The sequence below is a fragment of the Brachyspira murdochii DSM 12563 genome, assembly GCF_000092845.1.
GTDB lineage: Bacteria > Spirochaetota > Brachyspiria > Brachyspirales > Brachyspiraceae > Brachyspira > Brachyspira murdochii.
In genome coordinates, this window is record NC_014150.1 from 3,181,482 (window position 1) to 3,204,221 (window position 22,740).

Annotated in this window: 20 protein-coding genes; 8 read left to right on the plus strand and 12 right to left on the minus strand. The window is 27.2% G+C overall.

Translation table 11 applies throughout. The features are described 5' to 3' along the window. Window positions 1–1,446: an aminotransferase class I/II-fold pyridoxal phosphate-dependent enzyme gene (locus BMUR_RS13990; protein WP_222832568.1), complete on the minus strand. Its 1,446-nt coding sequence runs from the start codon at window positions 1,444–1,446 to the stop codon at window positions 1–3. Continuing rightward, window positions 1,439–2,251, minus strand: coding sequence for an adenosylmethionine decarboxylase (gene speD / locus BMUR_RS13995; RefSeq protein WP_013115199.1), 813 nt, complete (start codon window positions 2,249–2,251; stop codon window positions 1,439–1,441). The genes BMUR_RS13990 and speD overlap by 8 nt, the downstream gene beginning before the upstream one ends. Before the next feature lie 578 nt (window positions 2,252–2,829). Here speD and BMUR_RS14000 point away from each other — a divergent pair. After that, entirely contained in the window at window positions 2,830–3,360 is a 531-nt protein-coding gene (locus BMUR_RS14000) for a ferritin (protein WP_013115200.1), read from the plus strand. A gap of 32 nt (window positions 3,361–3,392) precedes the next feature. Beyond that, entirely contained in the window at window positions 3,393–4,226 is an 834-nt protein-coding gene (lptB, locus tag BMUR_RS14005) for an LPS export ABC transporter ATP-binding protein (protein ID WP_013115201.1), read from the plus strand. Between the two features lie 64 nt (window positions 4,227–4,290). Here lptB and BMUR_RS14010 read toward each other — a convergent pair whose 3' ends face one another. The 4 genes from BMUR_RS14010 to BMUR_RS14025 all read right to left on the minus strand — a co-directional run bounded on the left by BMUR_RS14010 (window position 4,291) and on the right by BMUR_RS14025 (window position 8,983). Further along, entirely contained in the window at window positions 4,291–5,220 is a 930-nt protein-coding gene (locus BMUR_RS14010) for a DUF4340 domain-containing protein (RefSeq protein ID WP_013115202.1), read from the minus strand. 72 nt (window positions 5,221–5,292) lie between these two features. After that, a complete protein-coding gene (gene ruvX, locus BMUR_RS14015; RefSeq protein WP_013115203.1) occupies window positions 5,293–5,718 on the minus strand; it encodes a Holliday junction resolvase RuvX in 426 nt (141 codons plus the stop codon). A 16-nt stretch (window positions 5,719–5,734) separates the two neighbouring features. Further along, a complete protein-coding gene (locus BMUR_RS14020) occupies window positions 5,735–6,970 on the minus strand; it encodes a peptidase U32 family protein (protein WP_013115204.1) in 1,236 nt (411 codons plus the stop codon). 486 nt (window positions 6,971–7,456) lie between these two features. Beyond that, on the minus strand, window positions 7,457–8,983 hold the full coding sequence (locus BMUR_RS14025) for a UDP-N-acetylmuramoyl-L-alanyl-D-glutamate--2,6-diaminopimelate ligase (protein ID WP_013115205.1): 1,527 nt from the start codon (window positions 8,981–8,983) through the stop codon (window positions 7,457–7,459). Between the two features lie 177 nt (window positions 8,984–9,160). Between BMUR_RS14025 and BMUR_RS14030 the strand changes: the two genes are divergently transcribed. Next, the gene (locus tag BMUR_RS14030) at window positions 9,161–10,663 is read left to right on the plus strand and encodes a glycogen synthase (protein ID WP_013115206.1); all 1,503 of its coding nucleotides are present in this window, start codon (window positions 9,161–9,163) and stop codon (window positions 10,661–10,663) included. Window positions 10,664–10,705: 42 nt separating this feature from the next. Then, complete coding sequence (locus BMUR_RS14035; protein ID WP_013115207.1) at window positions 10,706–11,203, plus strand: YajQ family cyclic di-GMP-binding protein; 498 nt, start codon at window positions 10,706–10,708, stop codon at window positions 11,201–11,203. Between the two features lie 80 nt (window positions 11,204–11,283). Here the strand turns inward: BMUR_RS14035 and lexA are convergent, their stop codons facing one another. From lexA to BMUR_RS14060, 5 genes are all read right to left on the minus strand, one after another. After that, on the minus strand, window positions 11,284–11,910 hold the full coding sequence (gene lexA / locus BMUR_RS14040) for a transcriptional repressor LexA (protein ID WP_013115208.1): 627 nt from the start codon (window positions 11,908–11,910) through the stop codon (window positions 11,284–11,286). A gap of 172 nt (window positions 11,911–12,082) precedes the next feature. After that, on the minus strand, window positions 12,083–12,733 hold the full coding sequence (gene rpe / locus BMUR_RS14045) for a ribulose-phosphate 3-epimerase (RefSeq protein ID WP_013115209.1): 651 nt from the start codon (window positions 12,731–12,733) through the stop codon (window positions 12,083–12,085). 39 nt (window positions 12,734–12,772) lie between these two features. Next, entirely contained in the window at window positions 12,773–13,513 is a 741-nt protein-coding gene (gene rnc, locus BMUR_RS14050) for a ribonuclease III (protein WP_013115210.1), read from the minus strand. A 96-nt stretch (window positions 13,514–13,609) separates the two neighbouring features. Continuing rightward, window positions 13,610–15,199 (minus strand): VWA domain-containing protein, encoded by a 1,590-nt coding sequence (locus BMUR_RS14055; protein WP_013115211.1) that lies wholly within the window; start codon window positions 15,197–15,199, stop codon window positions 13,610–13,612. Between the two features lie 31 nt (window positions 15,200–15,230). After that, window positions 15,231–16,811 carry an AAA family ATPase gene (locus tag BMUR_RS14060; RefSeq protein ID WP_013115212.1) on the minus strand — a complete coding sequence of 527 codons (1,581 nt, stop codon included), beginning with the start codon at window positions 16,809–16,811 and terminating at the stop codon, window positions 15,231–15,233. A 529-nt stretch (window positions 16,812–17,340) separates the two neighbouring features. On the opposite strand from BMUR_RS14060, the gene BMUR_RS14065 reads away from it, so the two are divergent. The 4 genes from BMUR_RS14065 to pgsA are packed head-to-tail and all read left to right on the plus strand — an operon-like array spanning window position 17,341 to window position 20,673. Then, on the plus strand, window positions 17,341–18,288 hold the full coding sequence (locus BMUR_RS14065) for an ABC transporter ATP-binding protein (RefSeq protein WP_013115213.1): 948 nt from the start codon (window positions 17,341–17,343) through the stop codon (window positions 18,286–18,288). After that, window positions 18,289–19,032: an ABC-2 transporter permease gene (locus tag BMUR_RS14070; protein WP_013115214.1), complete on the plus strand. Its 744-nt coding sequence runs from the start codon at window positions 18,289–18,291 to the stop codon at window positions 19,030–19,032. 38 nt (window positions 19,033–19,070) lie between these two features. Next, window positions 19,071–20,099 (plus strand): DUF4340 domain-containing protein, encoded by a 1,029-nt coding sequence (locus BMUR_RS14075; protein ID WP_013115215.1) that lies wholly within the window; start codon window positions 19,071–19,073, stop codon window positions 20,097–20,099. A 16-nt stretch (window positions 20,100–20,115) separates the two neighbouring features. Continuing rightward, complete coding sequence (pgsA, locus tag BMUR_RS14080) at window positions 20,116–20,673, plus strand: CDP-diacylglycerol--glycerol-3-phosphate 3-phosphatidyltransferase (protein WP_013115216.1); 558 nt, start codon at window positions 20,116–20,118, stop codon at window positions 20,671–20,673. A gap of 481 nt (window positions 20,674–21,154) precedes the next feature. Here pgsA and BMUR_RS14085 read toward each other — a convergent pair whose 3' ends face one another. After that, window positions 21,155–22,357, minus strand: coding sequence for a dicarboxylate/amino acid:cation symporter (locus BMUR_RS14085; RefSeq protein ID WP_013115217.1), 1,203 nt, complete (start codon window positions 22,355–22,357; stop codon window positions 21,155–21,157). Window positions 22,358–22,740 lie beyond the last annotated feature (383 nt).

Below are 22,740 nucleotides of genomic sequence, written 5' to 3' on the forward strand. Positions count from 1 at the left end.
TTATTCCTCCATTACTTGTATATTATTTAATTCTATATCTTCTGTGCCTTGCATTACACAGCCTTTTTCTTTTGCATATTTTATATATGTTATAATCTCTTGAGTGATTTCTTCCCCCGGGGCTATTATAGGTATACCGGGAGGATATGCCATTACAAACTCTGCTGAAGTTTTGCCTATTGAGTTATCTAATTTTACAGAATGCTTATTACTATAAAATGCCTTTTGAGGGCTATATTTTACTATCGGATTAATATATTCATGATCAAATAAATGAGTATAGTCTTTTTTATACTTTCTTTTTAATTCAGCCAATGCTGCTATAAGTCGTTCAAGCTCAAGATTTCTGTCGCCTACTGATATTATAGCCAAAACATTTCCTATATCTCCAAACTCTATTTGTATATTATATTCATCACGCAATTTATCATAAACTTCAATTCCAGCAAGACCTATTTTTCTAGTATGTATGCATAGCTTTGTATTATCAAAAGAATATATATCATCATTATTTATTATCTCTTCACCGAATGCATAATAATCGCCTATTTTATTAACTTCTTTTCTAGCATAGTCTGCCATATTAATAACTGTTTTAAAAATTTCTTTACCGTTAATAGCCAATTCGCTTCTTGCTATGTCCAAACTGCTCATAAGTATATAGCTTGGGCTTGTAGTCATAGTAAGATTGATTATCTGCCTGACATGATTACCATTGACATTATTATTTATTAAAAGTGCCGATGACTGAGTGAGAGAGCCTCCTGTTTTATGGAGACTTACACAGCTCATATCGGCACCTGCCTCCATAGCACTTATTGGAAGATTATCTCCAAAATAAAAATGTGTGCCATGTGCTTCATCTGCTAGGACAAGCATGTTGTTTTTATGAGCTAATTCTACTATTTTTTTTAAGTCAGAGCATATTCCATAGTAGGTGGGGTTATTAACAAATATAGCCTTAGCATCAGGATTTTTCTCTATTGCTTTTTTTATATTTTCTACAGACATTCCCAAAGATATACCCAATTCCTTATTAACCCCCGGATTTACATATATAGGCACAGCACCGCATAAGACAAGAGCATTAATAGCACTTTTATGCACATTTCTAGGAAGTATTATTTTATCTCCGTATTTGCAGGCAGTAAATATCATAGCCTGAACAGCTGATGTAGTGCCTCCAACCATGAAAAATGATTCTTTAGCTTTGAATGCTTCAGCCATTAATTCCTGAGCTTCTTTTATAACTCCTATAGGATGAGTAGCATTGTCTAAAGGCTTTGATGAATTATAATCTATTTGAACGCATTTTTCTCCGAGTACATCTATTAAAACTTTGGTGCTTTTTCCCTGCTTATGTCCCGGTACATCGAAACTTACTATTCTTTTTTTTCTGTATTGTTTTAATGCTTCAACAATAGGAGTTCTCTCTTGTCTATTCATTATCGTATACATTGCTTCCTGAATATATTTCTATCATTTCCTGACGAAGATCATTAGATATTTTTAGTCGTTCTTTAGGGGTAAACTCATTAACATCTTTTCCAAAGAGATAATTACTGAGATTAAGTTCTTTAATTATCATCATAGTATGAAATATATTTGCACTATATATATTTATGTCATGAGCATCGTATCTTTCTTGAATTTCTTCGCTTATATAATCCTGTATACTTGTTATTTTATGATCTATAAAGCATTTTTTTCCGTCTATTGTACGGGTAAATCCTCTGACTCTGTAGTCTATGGATATTATATCAGAATCAAAGCATTGTATTAAATAGTTAAGTGTTTTAAGAGGTGATATTTTACCGCAAGTAGATACATCAATATCAACTCTGAATGATGATATGCTCTTATTTGGGTGATACTCTGGGTATGTATGTACTGTTATATGGCTTTTGTCCAAATGTGCACATACTGTTTCTTTTTCTACAAATGAAATATTGCCTTTATTGCAGGTTTCATCAAGCACAGTATCATTTAAAGGTTCTTCTGATATTAATATAGTTACGCTTGCCCCTTGAGGATCATAATCCTGCTTTGATATGTTTAGTATATGAGCACCTATTAAATCAGTTACATTGCAAAGTATTTCTGTTAATCTTTTAGAGTTATACTGCTCATCAATATAATCTATATATTTTCTTTGCTCTGGTTCTGTTTTGGCATAGCAGACATCGTAGATATTGAAACTTAAACTTTTTGTAAGATTATTAAATCCATATAGCTTAATCTTGTCTGGCATAAAAATCCTCCTCACATCTTGTGCAGAAGGAAATCTTATATAAAAAAATACAATTATTTTTCTAACATAAGTTTCCTTACATAAAGATAAATAATTGTACTTGATTAGATCTTTAACTATTTTTTAGTTTATTTGAGCCTATACAGTAATTTTATACTTTTACTGCTCATGTTGATCATTCACAAGTACGTTTATTCCTTATAAATAATTTAACACGATTGAATCGCAAATCGGCTTTTGACCCGGCTGTCCGTATGGCCTCTTTTCCCCTTTTTTGAAGGTTAAGGTCAAAATAATTTTACCAAAATGGATGCAATAGCAATCAAATAAACCACTCGATTTTCTATTACGCGACTTATTATATACTTTTTTTATTTTTCTGCAAGTGTTTTATTAATAAAAAATAAATTTATAATATTATAAAAGTTATTAATACATGATATTTTTAGAAAATATGTTATAATATATAAACATATTACTAATCTTTCATTCATTTTAAGTATTGTAAAGATTAATACATTAATATAAAATAAAAAAGGTTATAAAATATATATTTATTAAAAAAAGGAGTTTTTATTATGTCTATAATCAATAATGAAGAAACAATTAAAGCATTGAATGTTCAATTAAATAAAGAATTGTATTCAGCAAGTCTTTATTTTAATATGGCTAGCTGGTGTGATAAACAAGGACTTAAAGGCTGCAGTAAATTCTTATACGGCCATTACAGAGAAGAGCTAGAACATTTTGAAAAGTTTAGAGATTTTATTAATAAAGTAGGAGGACAAGCTACTATCGGAGAAATGCATGCCCCTCAGAATGATTTTAAATCAGTAGAAGACTTATTTGAAACTGTAGTTAAACATGAAGAATATATTACTTCATGCATAAATGAACTTGTAGGATATTCTTTTGATAAAAAAGATTATATTACTTTAAGATTCTTAGATTGGTTTATACAAGAGCAGCTTGAAGAACAGGAATTATTTAATGATATTCTTGATAAAATAAAAATCTTGGGTGATTTAAAAGGCAGAAATTTATATACATTTGATAAAGCCATTGGTAATTTGGATGCTGAAAAACATGGTACAAGTGTAAGTTTATAATTTTAGAATAAAAAATAAAATAGAGAGGGTGTATGCTTGGTAAATTTTTAAATATTTTCAAAAAAAAAGATGATGTCAGTAATATACCCTCTGATAATCCAATAACTGCGGAAAATTTCTTCAATTATGATAAAGCAAATCCTTATGAAATTCGTGCTGTTAATCTTACAAAATATTATGGTAAAAGAAAAATAATAGGAGATATTTCCTATAGTGTAAAACAAGGTGAGATTGTAGGGCTTTTAGGACCTAATGGTGCTGGTAAAACTACTAGTTTTTATATTACAGTAGGGTTTGTTAAAGCTACTGCAGGAAATGTATATTTAAATGATTTAGATATTACAAATCTTCATATGCATCAGAGAGCTACACTTGGTATAGGATATCTTCCTCAGGAGGCGTCTATTTTCCGCAAGATGTCGGTAGAAGATAATTTGCTTTCAATACTTGAATATAATAAAGCATTATCTGCAAAGGATAGAATGGATATAACTGATATGCTTCTTGCTGAGTTTAATATTACACATGTAAGAAAACAAAACGGATATACTCTTTCAGGAGGAGAAAGAAGAAGATGTGAGATAGCAAGGGCACTCACTGTTAATCCAAAGTTTATATTATTAGATGAGCCTTTTGCAGGAGTTGACCCTATTGCCGTTATAGATATACAAAATATTATAGCTTCTCTTAAAGATAAAGGTTTGGGAATATTAATTACCGACCACAATGTACGCGAAACTTTGAGAATTACAGACAGAGCATATATTATGGGTAATGGTCAAATATTGGTAAAAGGTACTCCTGAAGAGATAGTTAATAACCCATTGGCACGTAAAGTATATTTGGGTGAATCTTTCACTATGTAATTATATATAAATAAGGCTTCACATTTTTACATGCAAAGCCGTTATTATGAATATCTTTTAATAATTATTTTGTTATATTATTAATTGCCTCTATAAAAGTATTAAATGAGCTTTCTGTCATATAATATCGGTTATTATCATTATTTTTAACTATTTCATAATTATTGTCATCTAGTTTGTTTAATATCTCATATGTTTTATTATTGTTGTCAGAAGTTTTTATATTTATTTTATATAGTGCATCATTTTTATTTATATTTTCATTAGTTATTAAGCCGTCAGCATTTAAATTAGCTAATGTAAATATGCTTGTATAAACATCATTGGCTTTTACTTCTGTATTATTCCATGTTTTAATCCATACATTGTTCGTATTATCTTTAGGTTTTTCTAAAGTATATGCATTGTTATTATATTCTATAGTTATATTTTCTATATCATCATTTTTGATTTTTGAAATAGTTTTATTTATCAAGTCATTTTCATTTTTATCAAAAATATCTTTAGGATTAGAAGATGTATTTCCAAGAAGATATATATTTTTATCATTATTTATTTTAGCATATACGCTATTTCCGAATGCAGATTTCATACCAAACTTTATATTTCTTACATTTTTTGAAGAACTGTCAAATGCTTCAACTGATAATACTTCATCATCAGATAATTTATATTTTAATATAGCTTCATCATCACCCCTAGAAACTATCTCTACAGGCTGAATGATATTTAATGCATTTGTCATAGCTTCTATAAGTGAATTGTCAGCATTATATTTATCATTAACAGTCCATTTATTATCATTATATTTTATTGATATAGCTTCATTAGCTCCTCTATTTATAATAATTTCGGATATATTTGAATTTATTGCTTTTAGGGTAGGTAAGGAGTAACCTTTATTTTTTAATAGAATTACAGCTATTAATATTATTATTAATACTGCTATTATAGATGATAATGTTATATATTTTTTAGTTATATTTTGATTCATATTTTATTACCTTTTTATTATATTTTGAAAACTTATAATATATAACTATTTAATTATAAAAATAGTAAATAATTATACGTTATCATTTTTATTATTCATATTTAAAACGTTTAAATAATTTTCTAATATTAAAGCAGCAGCTATTAAATCATTAGCTTTTTTTTTAACATTCTTTTTTCTGCCTCTCAATATATAATCGGCTTCTTTTGAAGTGCCGTATTCATCAACAAAAACAACATTCACTTTTACACTTTTTAGAAGAAAGTCTGAAAAACGTCTTATTTCAGAGCACCATTCACTTTCTTTACCTTCATCAGATAAAGGAAGCCCGAATACAACAGTATCAATATTTTTTTCTTCTATTATGTCCATCAAAGCACGCTTAACTTTTTTTGCATTGCTTTCTTCTATAAGAAGCAAAGGAAAAGGGATTTTTATATTCATATCCATAAAAGCAGTGCCAGTCTTTTTGCGTCCGAAATCTACACCAAGTACCATATTTTTTAATATTCTCTTAATCTTCTTCTATAGTTATAATATCATATTTTTTGAAATTATGTGCCCCTGATTTTATATAAGCATTGTCTATATTTCTAATGTTATCAACTTCTACAAACTCATTATCTTCTGTTTTTATAAATAGTTTGAAGCGGTTATCATTATGATTAATAAAATCTTTGCCTATGTATACTAAATTATCTCCATTTTTTATAGTGTTGTATACTGTAATTTTAGCATATTCTTCACTGTCATCAGAAATCATACCCATAAGTCTTCTGCCTTTCAAATATCCTTTTAATGTAGGCTTAATATTATCTCTTCCGAAATAAAAACCAGTATCGCTTTCTCTTCTGCTTATAGTATCAAGTTCTTTTAAATAGCTTGCAATAGGTTCTTTTTTTATTGCTTCAGGATAAGAATCGTATCCTATTCTGTCAAGCAAATCTAATAATACTCTATAAACCCTTACAGTGTTAGCAACATAATATACGCTTTTCATTCTTCCTTCTATCTTTATGGAATCAATACCTGCTTTTTGAAGTAAATGCAAATACTCCGCCATCTGCAAATCTTTGCTGCTTAGTATTGTAGAATGATTTTCTCCTTCTTCTATTTCCATAAACTCTCCGGGTCTTGTTTTTTCTTCTATATATGTTTTGAAATTCCATCTGCAAACCTGTGAGCATTCTCCGCTATTTGCATCTCTGTTATTTAGGAAGTTTGATAATAAACATCTTCCAGAATAAGACATACATACTGCCCCATGTACAAAAGTTTCTAATTCCAAGTCGGTATTATCTCTGATTTCTTTTATCTCATCTAATGATAATTCTCTTGCAAGTATTATTCTGCTTGCTCCTAATGTTTCATACATTTTGCAGGAATAGCTGTTAGTTACAGAAGCCTGAGTACTTATATGAATATTAGCATTTGGTATTATTTCTTTAACTATTCCTAATACTCCTAAATCTGAAACTATAAAAGCATCTATATTTAAATTTTGAATTTCTTTTAAATATTCTTTTAAATTATCTTTATCATATTCATGCAAAAAAGCATTTAAAGTTAAATACATTTTTTTATTTAATTTTTTTGCAAGATTTCTGCATTCAGAAAGCTCTTCTATAGTTGTATTTTTACTTTGATGTCTTAAATTAAATAATGCTCCGCCTATATATGCTGCATCTGCTCCGTAATGATATGCTACTTCTAATTTTTCTTTATTTCCAGCTGGTGCTAAAAGTTCCATTATTTATATATCCTATTAGTTTTTTATTTTATCTATTTTATATTAAAATTGATAAAAAGTATATATCAGTTTTATATAGTTTTTATTTTTTAAAATAAAGGCTATTTATTCATATACTAAATATAAATTAATAAAATGCCTTCAGATATTTATAATTATGATGTAGCTATATATTCATAGTTATTGATTATAAAGAACATCTCATACTTTTATTTATTAATAATATAGTCTTGAAAATATTATAAAATATACTTATCAAAAAATCTAATTAATATATTTATACTATTATTAATTTTCAAAAAACATAAAAATATTTCACATACGCTATAAATTAGAAATTTAATTTACAAAATAGCAATATTTTTGCTTCTTTTTCTCATAATACAATCATAAAGTAATCTTTGAAAATCTAAAAGTTTCAATTATAAAAAATACTAAGAAATAAAACAGGGTAAACACTTATCAGTTTTGAGACTAGTATATTAATTAAATATTTTTATAACGTTTTTTTAAAGCCTCTCTTGCTATTTCTCTGTCATCAAAATGTATTGTTTTATCTGGAAATATCTGATAAGTTTCATGACCTTTGCCTGCTATTATAACTATATCATTTTCTTTTGCTTCTTTTATAGCTTCAAATATTGCTTCTTTTCTGTCTATAATTTTTTTATAATCTTTATTTTTAAATCCTTTTTCAATATCATTCATTATTTGATTAATATCTTCTGTTCTTTGATTGTCAGCAGTGAGTATAGATATATCCGAATATTTTTCTGCAATGCTTGCCATTATAGGACGTTTTTTTCTGTCTCTGTCTCCGCCGCATCCAAATACGACTATTACTCGTTTGGGATTTAATTTTCTAGCCTCTTTTAATATATTTTCTAAGCTGTCTGGAGTATGGGAATAATCAACAGCAGCAATAAATGGGTGTTTTTCTTTTGTTACTATTTCAAATCTTCCAGCCACCTGAACCTTTCTCATAGCTTTAATTGATTTTTCTATGTCTAGTTTATATTCAGAAACATAAGCTAATACTGATAAAGAGTTTAAAATATTAAATCTTCCAAGCATTGATAATTTTACTTTTGATATAAACTTACCCTTAGAATAAAACTCATATTCTGTGTTTTTTGAATTAAGAGAAATTATTTTTCCGTAATAATCAGCTTTTTCATTAAGTCCGTAAGTAACCATTTTTATGCCAAGTTTTTTTATGTAATTTGATATTTGCTTAAAGTTATCAGTATCTATATTAACTATTGCTAATTTTTTATTTTTAGAGCTTTCTTTTAGAAGTGAGAATAATTTTAATTTTGCTTTAAGATAATTTTGCATATCTCCATGATAATCAAGATGGTCTTCTGTGATATTGGTAAAAATAGCTGTATCATAATTTAAATAATCGCATCTGTCCATCGCAAGTGCCTGAGATGATGCTTCCATAACTATATGAGACACTTCTTTTTTTAATGCCTTATCAAATATATTCTCTAAGTCAATAGATTCTGGAGTTGTGAGGTTAGTTTTTATTTCTGTTTTTCCTATCATATTTTTAATTGTACCTATTAAAGCAGTTTTATTTTTATTTGCTTCAAGTACTGATTTCAATAAATATGTTGTAGTTGTTTTTCCGTTAGTACCAGTGATTGCTATAGTGTTAATCTTTTTAGTAGGCTCATCAAAAAACTTTGCCGAAATATAAGCTAAACATTCTCTTGGATTTTTTACTGCTATAAAATATACATATGTGTGTTTATCTTCTAATTCTTTTATAAAGTTTTTATCAGCTGAATTATCATATATTATGATAGCCGCTTTATTGTTAATGGCACTTTCTATATATTTATGTCCGTCATCTTTTAATCCCTTTATAGCTACAAAAATATATTTATTTTTTATTAATTTAGAATTATATGCTATGCCTCTTATTTCTATATTTAAACATTCTTTAGTTAATTGCTTTTCTTTTGATACTTTATATCCTTTGATAATTTCTTTAAAAAGTTTCATAATTTAATCCCATTTTTATATTTCTTATATAGAAAATAAAACAATTTTTTAAATTTTATAGTAAAAAATATATTTTATTTTCTGTACCATATTATACAAATAAATAGCTTGATTTTTAGGCGTAAAAGATATATAACTATATTGTAGTAAAACTTTTTTCTTATATGGAATTATATTATGAATATATTTATGGTATCCAGTGAAGCCTACCCATTTTCTAAAACAGGAGGGCTGGGTGATATTGCAGGAAGTCTGCCTTTGGAGCTTTCTTCCATAAATACTGGAAAGACTACCTCTTCAAATATTAATGCTTCTATGGTTGTGCCATTATATAAACAAAATTATAAACTTATAAATAAAAAAGATATATTAACTACATTAGAAATAGAACATGGTAAAAATATAGTTAAAGTTGATATTGCTAGAATTAAACACCCAAATAATAATAATATAAATGTTTATTTTATAAAAGAAGATAATTCATTTAAGAGAAATGGTATTTATTCAGAAAATGGTATTGATTATAATGATAATGCAGGCAGATTTATATTGTTTTCAAAGGCGGCAGTTAAACTTATAATATATTTATACGAAAAAGAAAATTTTAGGCTTGATATAGTACATATTCATGATTGGCAGACTGCTTTAATAGCTTTATACATAAAAGAAGTATTTAATGAAGAGGAAGCATTAAAAAAATTAAAAGTAATTTTTACTATACATAATTTGGCATATCAGGGTAATTTTTCTGTTGATATTTATAGTCTTTTAAATGTTTCTTGGAAGTTTTTTGTACATAGCAGATTAGAGTTTTATGGTAATGTTAGTTTTATAAAGGCTGGAATTATACTGTCTGATATCGTTACAACTGTAAGTCCGTCATATGCTAAGGAGATACAGGGTGAAGAGTTCGGATGCGGACTTAATAATTTGCTTTCAGATTTATCTTCAAAATTATACGGTATACTTAATGGCGGTCATTATAAAGATTGGGACCCTAAAACAGATAAATATATAAAAAATAATTATGATATAAATACTGTTTCTAAGAAAAAACTTATAAGAAGTTCATTATATAAAGAGTTTGGTTTTGTTAATAAATCTTGTCCTCTTGTAACTATGATTTCTAGGTTTGATCCTCAGAAAGGGCTTGATTTGATATATCAGTCTTTTTTTGAACTTTCAGCTTATGATGCTAATTTTATTTTTCTTTTCAGCAAGAATAATTATTTTAAAGATTTTGAAGAAGATTTTATAGAAAGATCTGTCAGAGCAAAAAATATAAAGGTGCTGTTTACATTTGATGAATCATTAGCACATAGGCTTACAGCAGGAAGCGATATGTATTTGATGCCAAGCAGATTTGAGCCTTGCGGACTTAATCAGATATATAGTATGAAATATGGAAGTATTCCCATAGTGCATGCTGTTGGAGGGCTTAAAGATACTGTTATAAATTATAATGGGACAAAAAATATTAATAAGGCAACTGGGTTTGTGTTTAATGAATATTGTATTAAAAGTTTTGTACGCACTATGGATTTAGCTTTTGATTTATATTATAATAAGAGAGATATATGGGATAGATTAGTAGTTAATGCTATGAGTAAGGATTATTCTATTCATAAATGTGCTTTGGAATATACTAAACTTTATAAAAAAATGCTGAGTAATAAATAATAATAGAAAAATTAAATTTACAAATTTACAAAGGAGTTAATTATGGCAAAAGATCCAAGTTTTGATATAGTTTCTGAGGTTGATATGCAGGTTATTGATGACTGCGTTAATGTTGCTGCCAAAGAAATAGATAATAGATTTGATTTTAAAGGACAAAATATACAAATAGAACTTAATAAAGGAGAAAAAACTATTACTATAGTAGCCCCTGCAGATTTTGTACTTAATCAGGTAAAAGATATTTTATTTCAGAAATTTATTAAAAGAGGCTTAAATCAAAAATGCCTTAGAGAGAAGAAAAAAGAAAAAGCAGCAGGAGATGCAGTTAGAGAGATTAATGAAATAGTGCATGGTATAGATAAAGATTTGGCTAAACAGATAGTAAAAGATATTAAAGATATGAAATTAAAAGTACAGGCAAGCATACAAGATGAGCAGGTAAGGGTGTCTGGTGCTAAAAAAGATGATTTGCAGTCTGTAATAACTATGCTTAAAGGTAAAGATTATCCTATACCTTTGCAGTTTACAAATTATAGATAATTGATTTTATATCATTATATATAATTATTATGAAATAAAAAAGAGGGACTATAAAGCCCTCTTTTTAATAAGATATATAATCATACTTTTAACCTTATAAGTCCTACAACTTTTCCAACTAAAGCAACACTTTCTTTTATTATAGGCTGATAATTTTTATTTTCTGATATAAGTTTTATATGATCTTTTTCTCTGAAAAATCTTTTAATTGTTATCTCTTCATTTCCGTTATCATCAATTTTTGCTACTACTATATCTCCGTTATCAGCCTGATTAGTAGGGTGTACTAGCACCATATCGCCTTCTTTTATATGGGCATTTATCATAGAATCGCCTATAACTTTCATAAGGAAATTACCTTCATCTTGAGCTATTGATTTTGGAAGAGAGTATGTTTCTTCTACAGTTTCATCAGCTACGTCCATTAAAAGACCTGCTTTAACTTCATTTGATAAAAGCGGTATTCTTACCATATTATGATTGCCTTTTTCTGATGTATCTATAGGTACACTTCCTCTTGCTCTTTTACCAGTTTTTTTTACGTACCCCTTTTTTTCCAAAGCTGTAAGATGTGTTGTTACTGCTGTTGGAGAAGCAAAGTTAAAATGAACCATAATTTCTTTTACTGTTGGGGGATATCCGTTTTCATTTGTAAATCTTTGTAAAAAATTAAAAATATCTCTTTGTTTATCAGTTAATTCAGTCATATTTATACCTCTTTATATTTGCATGCAGTATTTGTTATTATACTATATAAAAATATGATGTCAAGTTATAATGTGAAAAAAATAATATTTTTATAAATTATCATAAAATTTATAATAATATATTAAATATAAATATCTGTATAAAATAATTCTTGAATAATAATTATTTAAATTATTTGTTTATCCTAAGTTTATTAATAGTATCTTTTTTATTATCACTGTCAATTATAGCACTTCCTGCCACAAGAAAATTTGCTCCTGCTTCAATTACCATATTGCATGTATTAAGATTAATTCCTCCATCTACTGCAAGAACTATATCTCTATTACCAATTAATTTTTTAGCCTCTTTTATTTTTTTTACAGATGATTCTATAAACTTTTGTCCGCCAAATCCCGGATTTACACTCATTATAAGTATATAATCAATATCATCTATAATAGGCTCTATAAAATCAACTCTTGTATGAGGATTTAATACTATACCTGCTTTTATATTATGTGCTTTTATTTGATAAATAAGTCTGTGAATATGAATATTGCCTTCATAATGTACACTTATAATATCAGCACCAGCTTTAGCAAAATCATCGATATGTTTTTCTGGATTTACTATCATAAGATGAACATCAAGCGGAATACGGCTTGCTTTTTTTATATCAGAAACTATTTTGGCACCGAATGTAATTTGCGGAACAAATACTCCATCCATTATATCCAAATGAAGATAATCGCTTCCAGCTTCTTCAAGTTCTTTTATGGTATTTTCTAAATTTGAGAAAGATGCTGTAAGTATTGAAGGAGCTATCATAATTTTATTCATATGTTTTCCTTATATTGTATTTTTATTAAAATTATATTATTACTTATTTTGTTTATTTTTCTTTATTGTTCTGCTTACTCTTTCTATATTTTCTAACGCTTTTTTAGCAGCTTCAGTTTCTGCTTCTTTTTTGCTTTTTCCTATTCCAGAAGAAAAGTTTTTATCATTAACATAAACTTCTGATTTAAACATCTCATGATTATTTTCATCATGGTATTCATAAGATTTATATACTGGGCTTGTTTTATGTTTTTTTTGTATAAGTTCCTGAAATATAGTTTTATAGTCTTTATCAAAGTTTTCTATATCGAGATTATTAAGTCTGTTTTTATATGCTTTCATAACGAATTGGGCAGCATTATTAATACCAGAATCCAAATATATAGCACCTACTATTGCCTCAAATAAATCTTCAAGCATATTATCTCTATAGCGTCCCCCGGAAACCTCTTCTCCATGTCCTAAAAGAATAAAATCTCCAAGTTTTAATTCTTTTGAAATATCAGCTAAACTTTTCTGAGAAACCAAAGATGATTTTACTTTGGAAAGCAAGCCTTCTTTGCTTGTATTGTATTTTTTAAACAAATAATCTGATATAATAAGAGAAAGAACAGAGTCTCCCAAAAACTCAAGCCTTTGATTGTATTTCATCTTCTTTTTAGATTCATTGGCATAAGTTCTATGGGTAATAGCCTCTAAAAGATATGATTTATTTCTAAACTCATATTTTATAACTTCCTGACAATTATTTAATATCTCTTCTATATTTATAATGTTCATAATACTTTCTGCCTAACAATATAAGCATTATAATACAATGAAAAAAAATACAGTCAAGAAAATATTATTATTTTTTTATAATTTTATATATAAATATTAAATATTAAAGATATTTGAATACATATTTTCAGTAATCTCTTTAACAGAACCTCTTGAAGAATCATAACACCAATTATAATCAAATATGCTATTTTTTACATTAAAGAGAGGAGTACTTCCTATTATAAGAGAATAGAATCTATTTTCATTTTTCTTTTGGGCTTCAGCCAATTTATAATCATCATCAGTAAAACCATTAAATACAAAGTCAGAAATAAAAAGCAAATCAGACTTTTTATAATTCTCAGTATTCATAGTTTTTATGGCATGCCTCAATGCAGGTACAGCATCAGTTCCTCCATTAAAGCTTAATCTTAAAAACTCAATCAAATTATCCATAGTATTAGGATATGTTAAATCCATAGTTTCTATTTGCGTACTAAAATTTATAAGATAACAGTTTCTTTTCTGCTTCATTGCACGACTAGCCAAATATAATGTAACAGCCTTTGCAACGGTTTCTGGCACTCCGCTCATAGAACCGCTTGTATCAACGCATATTATAATAGGACCTTTTTTATCATCTTCTACAACCTTCATCTCATCTTCAATCATTTCATCATAATAATAATCAGTATAACCCTCTTTCTTAAAAGTTAAAAGTCTGTTTTCAAAATATTTAACTCCAAATAAAGTTTCAAGTACACCTTCAGCTAGAAGCAGTTTTTCCTGCGGAAGTATATTATGTATATCCCTAGAATAAGTTATTCCAACAATCTCATCTTCTGAATTAATATCTCTTACACTTGTATGAAAAGTTTCCTTTCTTAAAACTTTTTCTATTCTATAACTTTCCTCTTCCTTTACAAATCTTCCTAACATATCACATAATTTTTTTATATTTTCATTGCTTTTTATAAGATTGGCAAGCTGTTTTATATATTCAATATCTCTTTTTAATAAATTTCCTAAACTCAAATCAAATAAACTTCCTGTCTCTTCTCCTAAAGCATTCTCAAGCTCCATTATATCTTTTAAATAATCAAGAAACTCTTTTATTTGTTTAAAAAACTCTTCTCTAAATTTATCTATTTCATTTAAAGACCAGTCAATATACTTATTGTCCAAAGAATTTTTCCAATTATCCAAAACAGATTTTCTTATAGCCTTTATATCAGTATCTTTTTGTATTTTAATATCTTCTGAATCTTGATTATTTTCTGTTTCTTTGTAGTAGTTATTTTTATCAGTATCAAACTCTTCTTTTTCTATTTTTTGCTTTATTTCTGTTTGTTTAATTTTTGGCTTTTTATTATATTTGTTTTTAAAATCTTCTAGTTTACTTTTAAAAAATTGAGTATCAGCATTTGAATCTATTTTTTTATAATGATTAATATCATCTAAAATAGATTTTTCATCAGCACCATTATATTTAAAATCATTATAAGATTTTCTATAATCTCTATAAGCATTTTCAAAAGGGTTTTTATCTTCTATATGAGATTTTATTTTATTTTCAAACTCTTCTAGTCTTTTATCTATCTCTTTTTCTACATTAGAATTATTGAGAAAATTAAAAGCATTAGAAAATTTTTTTATAAATACATCTTTAGTACTTTTTATACTGTTAAAAACATCTTCAAACATAATAAAAAACTTCCATTTTTTAATAAACAAATTAATTATTTATAGTCTGGCACTGCTCTACTTTATTTTTTTCCTGCTCTACTTCAAGTCTTTTAGATTTAAAATCAGCTATGTAATCTTCATAGCTTTTTAATATTATATTTCTATAGCATTCAGCAACAAAAGGAGAATCTATTTTTTCGTTTTGATTTTTTAAATCTTCTTCAGACTTTTTTACAGCATTGTCTATTTTTTCTGTTAATTCATCACAGCTTTTTATATAATTATCTTTTGTTCTTGAAGTAATTGTTTTATATGTACCTTTTTCAGATTTTATTGGTAATTTTACTAATAATTCTTTATCACCATTATTGAAATAATAATATCTATTATCAGAAGTAATTTTTATTATTTCAGAATTTTCAAATAAGCAATCAAAATCAATAATAACTTTATTTTTCTCATCTAAAGGTTTAAAATTATCTTTTGTATTAATTTTATCAATAGGTATAAACAAATTTATAGTATGTTCATGTCTTCTAGTATTATAATAATTATCTTTCTCAAAATAATCTATATGTATTTTACAGAACTCTTCTCCATCTATTACTTCTGTATCATAAACATTTTTATCATTTATACAATCAGATTGTATATCTTTTTTTAAGGTATTAACTTCACTTGACAGCATTTCAAAATCTTTTCTGCTTATTTGTGAAAAACTTTTAATAGATTTTTCAACTATTTTTTTCACTGCCTCAATATTTTCTTCAAGCGTCCATATACAATGAGTTATTAAAAAACAGTCTACTGGAAGTATTTCTTCTCTGTCACATAAATATGCTGCTGTTTTTAATATATAAACAATATTTTTCCATCTTCTGTCTGAAATATATATTGTATCATTATTGCCTTTATTGTATTCATCTATTTCATCTTTTATAGAGCATATTATATTAAGTACATTTTCAGGAACTTTTATATCTTCTATAATACTTTTTAACTTTTCCAAATATTGTGTAGATATTTTTTCATCATCATTAAAACTAGCATCAAAAGCAACATCTTTATCAGATATTAACTTTACAAAATTATCAACATCTTTAGCAGTATCAACAAATAAACGCATTATAAATCTGTCATACATTGCCTCAAGTCCCTGACCTTTAGGAGGAGTCTCATTGCTTGCTGAAACTAATGCCTTTAATGGCACTTTCTCTTCCGCACTTCCGTTTCTATACACTTTTTCATTTATTATAGTTAATAATGTATTTAATATAGCAGGACTGCTTTTCCAAATTTCATCTAAAAATACAAAATCGGCTTTAGGTAAATATCCTTCAGTCTGTCTTTCAAATTTATCTTCTTTTAATTTAGATAAGCTCACAGGTCCGAATACATCTTCAGGAGTTGTAAACCTATTCATAAGCTGCCCGAAATATGTAGAATCTTTAAAAGCTGAAGCTATTCTTCGTACTATCAAACTTTTAGCAGTGCCCGGAGGACCGTATAAAAATACTGATTTTCCAGCCAAAGCACATAAAAAAGTTAAGGCAATAACTTCATCTTTTTCATATAACCCTTCAGAAAGTTTTTTTATTATATAATTTACTTTTTCTTTATTTAATTCCATATTATAATACCTTAATAATTACTGATTAATTATGATAACATATATATTAATCAGTAACAAGTATAAAAATATATTTTTAGATTTTATAATTGTTTTTTTACTTTATATATATTATAATGTTTTTCTACTTATATATTTTTGTATTAGACTTGTTTCAAAACTACTTGACAAGATTATATATAAAATTTTTATAATTTATAAATTATAAAAGCAATGTTTTACATGTTGTATAACTTATTATTTTAGTATATAAATATGCAGTCCTTCGCTACTACGGGCTGTGCCTGCTTCTCGCCGAAGGCGTACTTCGTATGGGGCACCACCGAGTAGGTGCCTAGGCGGCAAAAGAAGTGGGGGCTGGCACGACTGTGTGCTTCGCAGCAAAGCCCCAGTTATAAAAATACTAAAAATTGAAATAGTATAAATATTTCTTAATTTAGTTTTGAAACAAGTCTATTATCAAATTTTAAATAATGATTTAACAAAAAATTATTTTTTTAAATTTTAAAACTATTAAAAAAGGAATAAAATGATATCTGTAGAAAATTTAAACAAATACTACGGCGATTTTCATGCTTTAAAAGGTGTGAGCTTTGAAATAAATGCAGGAGAAATAGTAGGTATACTAGGTCCAAATGGTGCTGGCAAATCTACTACTTTGAGAATACTTACTTGCTATCTCTCTCCTACAAGCGGAAATGCTGTTATTGACGGAAAAAGTATATTAGATAATGAGATGGAAGTAAAAAAAGTTATAGGATATTTACCAGAATCAGCACCACTTTATGATGATATGAGTGTGTTTGATTATTTAGTTTATATGGCGGAAATTCAGGAACTTGAAAGAAGCAGATTAAATGAAAGACTTAAATATGTTGTAGAAGCATGCAGTTTGAAAGATGTTATATCAAAGTCAATAGGGGAGCTTTCTAAAGGTTATAAACAGCGTGTAGGTATTGCAGGTGCTATAATACATGATCCTAAAATACTTATATTAGATGAACCTACAAACGGACTTGACCCAAATCAGATAGTAGAAATTAGGGAACTTATAAAAGAACTAGGTAAAGAAAAAACTGTTCTTATATCAACACATATATTAAGTGAGGTTGAAGCTACTTGTTCTAGGGCCATTATTATTAATCAGGGTAATGTTATTGCTGATGCTGATCCTAAACATTTAACTTTAAATAACGGCAAAGAAAATAAAATATCTTCAAGAATAAAATTATCTGTTAAAACTAATGATGATAATAATAAGATAATAGAAAAACTCAAAAAAATAGAAAATGTTTATGATGTGGAAATAGAAAACAATGATAATTTGAAAGATATAATAGTATATTCCAATGATGAAGAGCCTAGAGAAAAAATTTATGCTTTTATAAAAAGTACAGATTGGATAATATATGAAATGATAAAAGAAAGAGAAAATTTAGAAGAGGTGTTCCATACACTTACAAAAGGAGATAAATAAGTGGAGAATGTTTTTTCAGTAAATAAAATAAATCATATTATAAATAAGTCTATTGTTATACTAAAAAAAGAATTAAGACATATTTTCTTTTCGCCTATAGCATATATATTTTCAGCAATATTTTTGATAGTAAGCGGAGTATATTTTTTCTCAAGATTTTTTATACTTCAGCAAAATGACATGCAGGATTTTTTCAGCATTCTGCCTTTAATACTTTCTTTAATAATACCTCCTATAACAATGGGACTATTATCAAGTGAGTTTTCAAGCGGTTCTTATGAGCTTATAAGTACTCAGTCAGTTTCTCCTTTAGAAATTATAATAGGCAAATTTTTATCAGCTGTTATATTTATGCTTTTTGCCTTAATTCCTACTATACTATATCCTATTACATTAATGTTTTTAGGAAGGCTTGATATAGGACCTGTAATAGCTGGGTATATTGGGAGTATATTTCTTATTATGGCATTATGTGCTATTGGTATATTTGCATCATCAACAACCAAAAATCAGATAGTGGCTTTGATAGTAGGACTTGCTATTATGATATCATTAAATATGTTTTTAAGATATTTAACCTTGCTTTTTCCCGCCTCTGTTAATATTATAGAAGTTATAAGCGGGGATTATCATTTTGCTAATATTGCAAGAGGGGTATTAGATTTGAGGGATATTGTTTATTTCTTGTCTGTTACAGTGATATTTTTGTATTTGTCAAATATTATGCTGGAAAACAAGAAATAATTTACGATATTAAAAATTAAAATAGGGATTATGTAAAAATGAAAAAAAATATTACAAAAATTATAGTTTTACTTGTTATATTGGCTGCAATAAGTATTATAGCTTTTATTACTACAAAACAAAAACGTTTGCAAATTGAAGCCAATAAGCCAAGAACTCAGCTTTTTGAACTTAATGAAACAAATGTTACAAAATATGAATTAAAATATGCTGAAGAGCCGATTATTGTAGAAAAAATAGATGAAACTTGGAAGGTAATTTCTCCTTCTAATAATTATAAAATAGATCAATTAGAGGCTTTTGCTAATGTTAAAAATTTCAATACTTTGAATATTGATATGACTATTACTAATCTTTCAGAGCTTGAATCATTCGGACTTGAAAATCCTAGCAATGAGTTTACAGTTTGGGAAGGAAATAAAGAATATAAAATATTTGTAGGAAATAAAACTCCAGATGAAGAAAGATACTATGTAAAATATAATGATGAATATTTTAGTGTTGAGCTTATATATATAGAGGCATTAAAGAAAACTATTGATATGCTAAGAGATAAGCAGATATTTGACAGACCTATATATATAGATTCAGTAATTAGAACAGAAAGCAATGTAAGAGATTATACTAATATCATAAGAAAAGAAAACAGAACTAATTGGGTTGTTGATGGAGTAGAGGATGAGGTTAATTTAGATAAGGCTTATAGAGATTTTGAAACTTTATCTTTAGTTAAGGCTGTTGGATTTGTGTATGATGATAATATGATAAAATATTTGGAGAGATTATTTAGAATACCAGATGCTGCTATTACAATATACATGGAAGATAATACTAAAAAAAGTTATGAAATAGTATATGATAATAATGATAATAGGGTATATGTAAAACCAGAAAGCGGAGTAATATATGAAGCTGATTATTCTATATATGCTGCTGCTATGCGTGACAAAAACTACTATATAAAGACAGAAGATGATGATAAAGAAATGAATAATTCAGATGATGAAGTTTATAATGACAATATGTCAGAAGATAATATGAGATTAGATGAAAATATTCAGCAATAAATTATAGGAGCAAATTATGAAAAAGCAAATACCTAATTTACTAAGTATTAGCAGAATAGTTTTATCACCGCTTGTTATATTTTTATATTTTTATAATTCTATGATAAGTGCAGTACTTGCATTAATATTTCTGATAATATTAGAGATAACTGATGCTTTAGATGGAGCTATGGCTAGAAAACTGAATTTAGTTAGTGATTTAGGTAAGGTATTAGACCCTTTTGCGGATACTGTATTTCATATAACTATGTTTACAATATTTTTGTATGAAGGTTCCATGCCTATATGGATGTATATAATTTCGCTTTATAGGGATATGTTTTCTATGTTTATAAGAATATTAGGAGGACTTAGAGGGTTTGCAGTCGCTGCTAAGTTTAGCGGAAAACTAAAAACTGCTTCAAGGGCTGCTGCTGTTGTTATAATATTCTTAATAAAAATATTAAAGCATACTTCCATAGTTTTACCATATAATGAAATAATATACTATAGCTTATTAGTTGTAACAATAATAACTATATATTCATTCTTTGATTATATGCCTTTAATAACTGGAAAGTCGGCTAAAAAATAATTTAACTCATTTAATTAATTTTTAGTATTACAATAAAAGCTGATAACTTATTATTTGAGTTGTCAGCTTTTTTATTATAATAGACTTGTTTCAAAAGTACTTGACAAGATTATGTATAAAATTAATGTTTTAAATGTTGTATAATTTATTATTTAAGTATATAAATATGCAGTCTTTCGCGACTGCGGGCTGTGCCTGCTTCTTTGGGTCACCACCGAGTAGGTGCCTAGGCGGCAAAAGAAGTGGGGTTTTGCGTAAGCACGCAGAGCGGCACTCTGTGTACTTCGTAAGGGCAAAGCCCCAACTATAATTAAAAAATATTAAATAAAAATTTATAAATATTAATAAAAATTTAGTTTTGAAACAAGTCTAATTATACCCATTTATAATTGTTTAGGTATATATAAAAATAAAACCGCCTATAAAATATTTTATAGACGGCTTTTTATTAATTATATGGCAATTTTATTATATGTCAGTTTTATTCTGATTTTACAACTTTTTTCTTGTATATAGTATCCACTATAACACCTAAAGCATTATCGCCAGATACATTGCATGCAGTACCGAATGAATCTTGAGTAATGTATAAAGCAACCATTATAGCACTTAAAGGACTGTCAGGACCGCCAAGACCAACCATATAAAGGAAAGGCAAAGCTGTCATTATAGAACCGCCCGGAGCACCAGGAGAAGCTATCATAGCTATGCCAAGCATGGCAATGAAAGGAAGTACTGTAGTGTAAGTTATAGGTATTTGATGCATTAAGCATACAGCAGTAGCACAGGCTGTAATTGTTATCATAGATCCTGCCATGTGTATATTAGCACAAAGAGGTACTACAAAGTTTCTTATTTGTTCAGATATTCCATCTTTTTCAGCACATTGTAAATTTACAGGTATTGTAGCAGCTGATGACTGAGTACCTAAAGCTGTTGCATATCCGGCTATTTGGTTTTTCATAAGCATAAAAGGATTTTTCTTTCCTATTGTTCCGGATACTAAGAATGCTATTAATAAATAAAGTAAATGCATTATTATTACCACTATAAATACTTTCCATAATATTCCTAAAATTACAAAAGTTTTTCCAGACCTAGTCATATCTACAAAAGTACCACAAATATAAAGAGGCAAAAGAGGAATTATAGATACGCGTAAAACTTTATCTATTATAGTTGATAATTCTTTAAAAACATTGTACAAATAATCACCTATTTCTTTTCCTCTCATAGTGGAAATACCAAGTCCTATTATGAAAGCAAATAAAACTGCCGCTAAAGTATCTAATAGAGGTGTTACAGTTATTGATAGATAAGGTGCAACAGAATTTCCAGCAGCAGCAGATATTTTTTGAATATCATCAGGATTCATAAAACTAGGAAATAGATTATAAGCTACTAAAAAAGATGCTGAGCCTGCAATTAATGTAGAACCATAAGCCAATAGACAAGTTACAAGAAGCAAAAACCCCGAGCCTTCTTTTAAGTCAGCTATACCCATAGACACATAGGAAACTATCATTAAAGGTATTACAAACTTCAAATACGAACTAAATATTCCAGATGCTGTAACAATAATTCTAGATATTACTTCTGGTATAAAGTGCTGCCCAAAGAATATACCAAGCAGAATTCCTATGATTAGTCTAGGTACTAATCCAAGTTTAAATTTTTTTTCCATGCATTTCTCCTAAATTAATGTTTATACTATATAATATATACAAAAATCACAACAAGTAAATAGATGTCCACATTTTTTTTATTTTTAACTACTAATAGAAATATTAAAATTTTATTTAAAAAACTTTTACATTACATAAATTATCTTTACAAAAAATATAATAGATTTATAGTAAAACATTATATTTTAAATACAATGTTTTAAAATATAAGATTATTATATAATATTAAAAAATATTTATATCTTAATTAAATTTATATATATTTATATGAATTTAAAATTCTAAATAAAAAAATATAATCATTATTTCTTGTATTATAATTCAATGTCTGGTATTATTGAAAATGATAAAAGATGAAAGCAGTGATTCTAGCATAGATCAA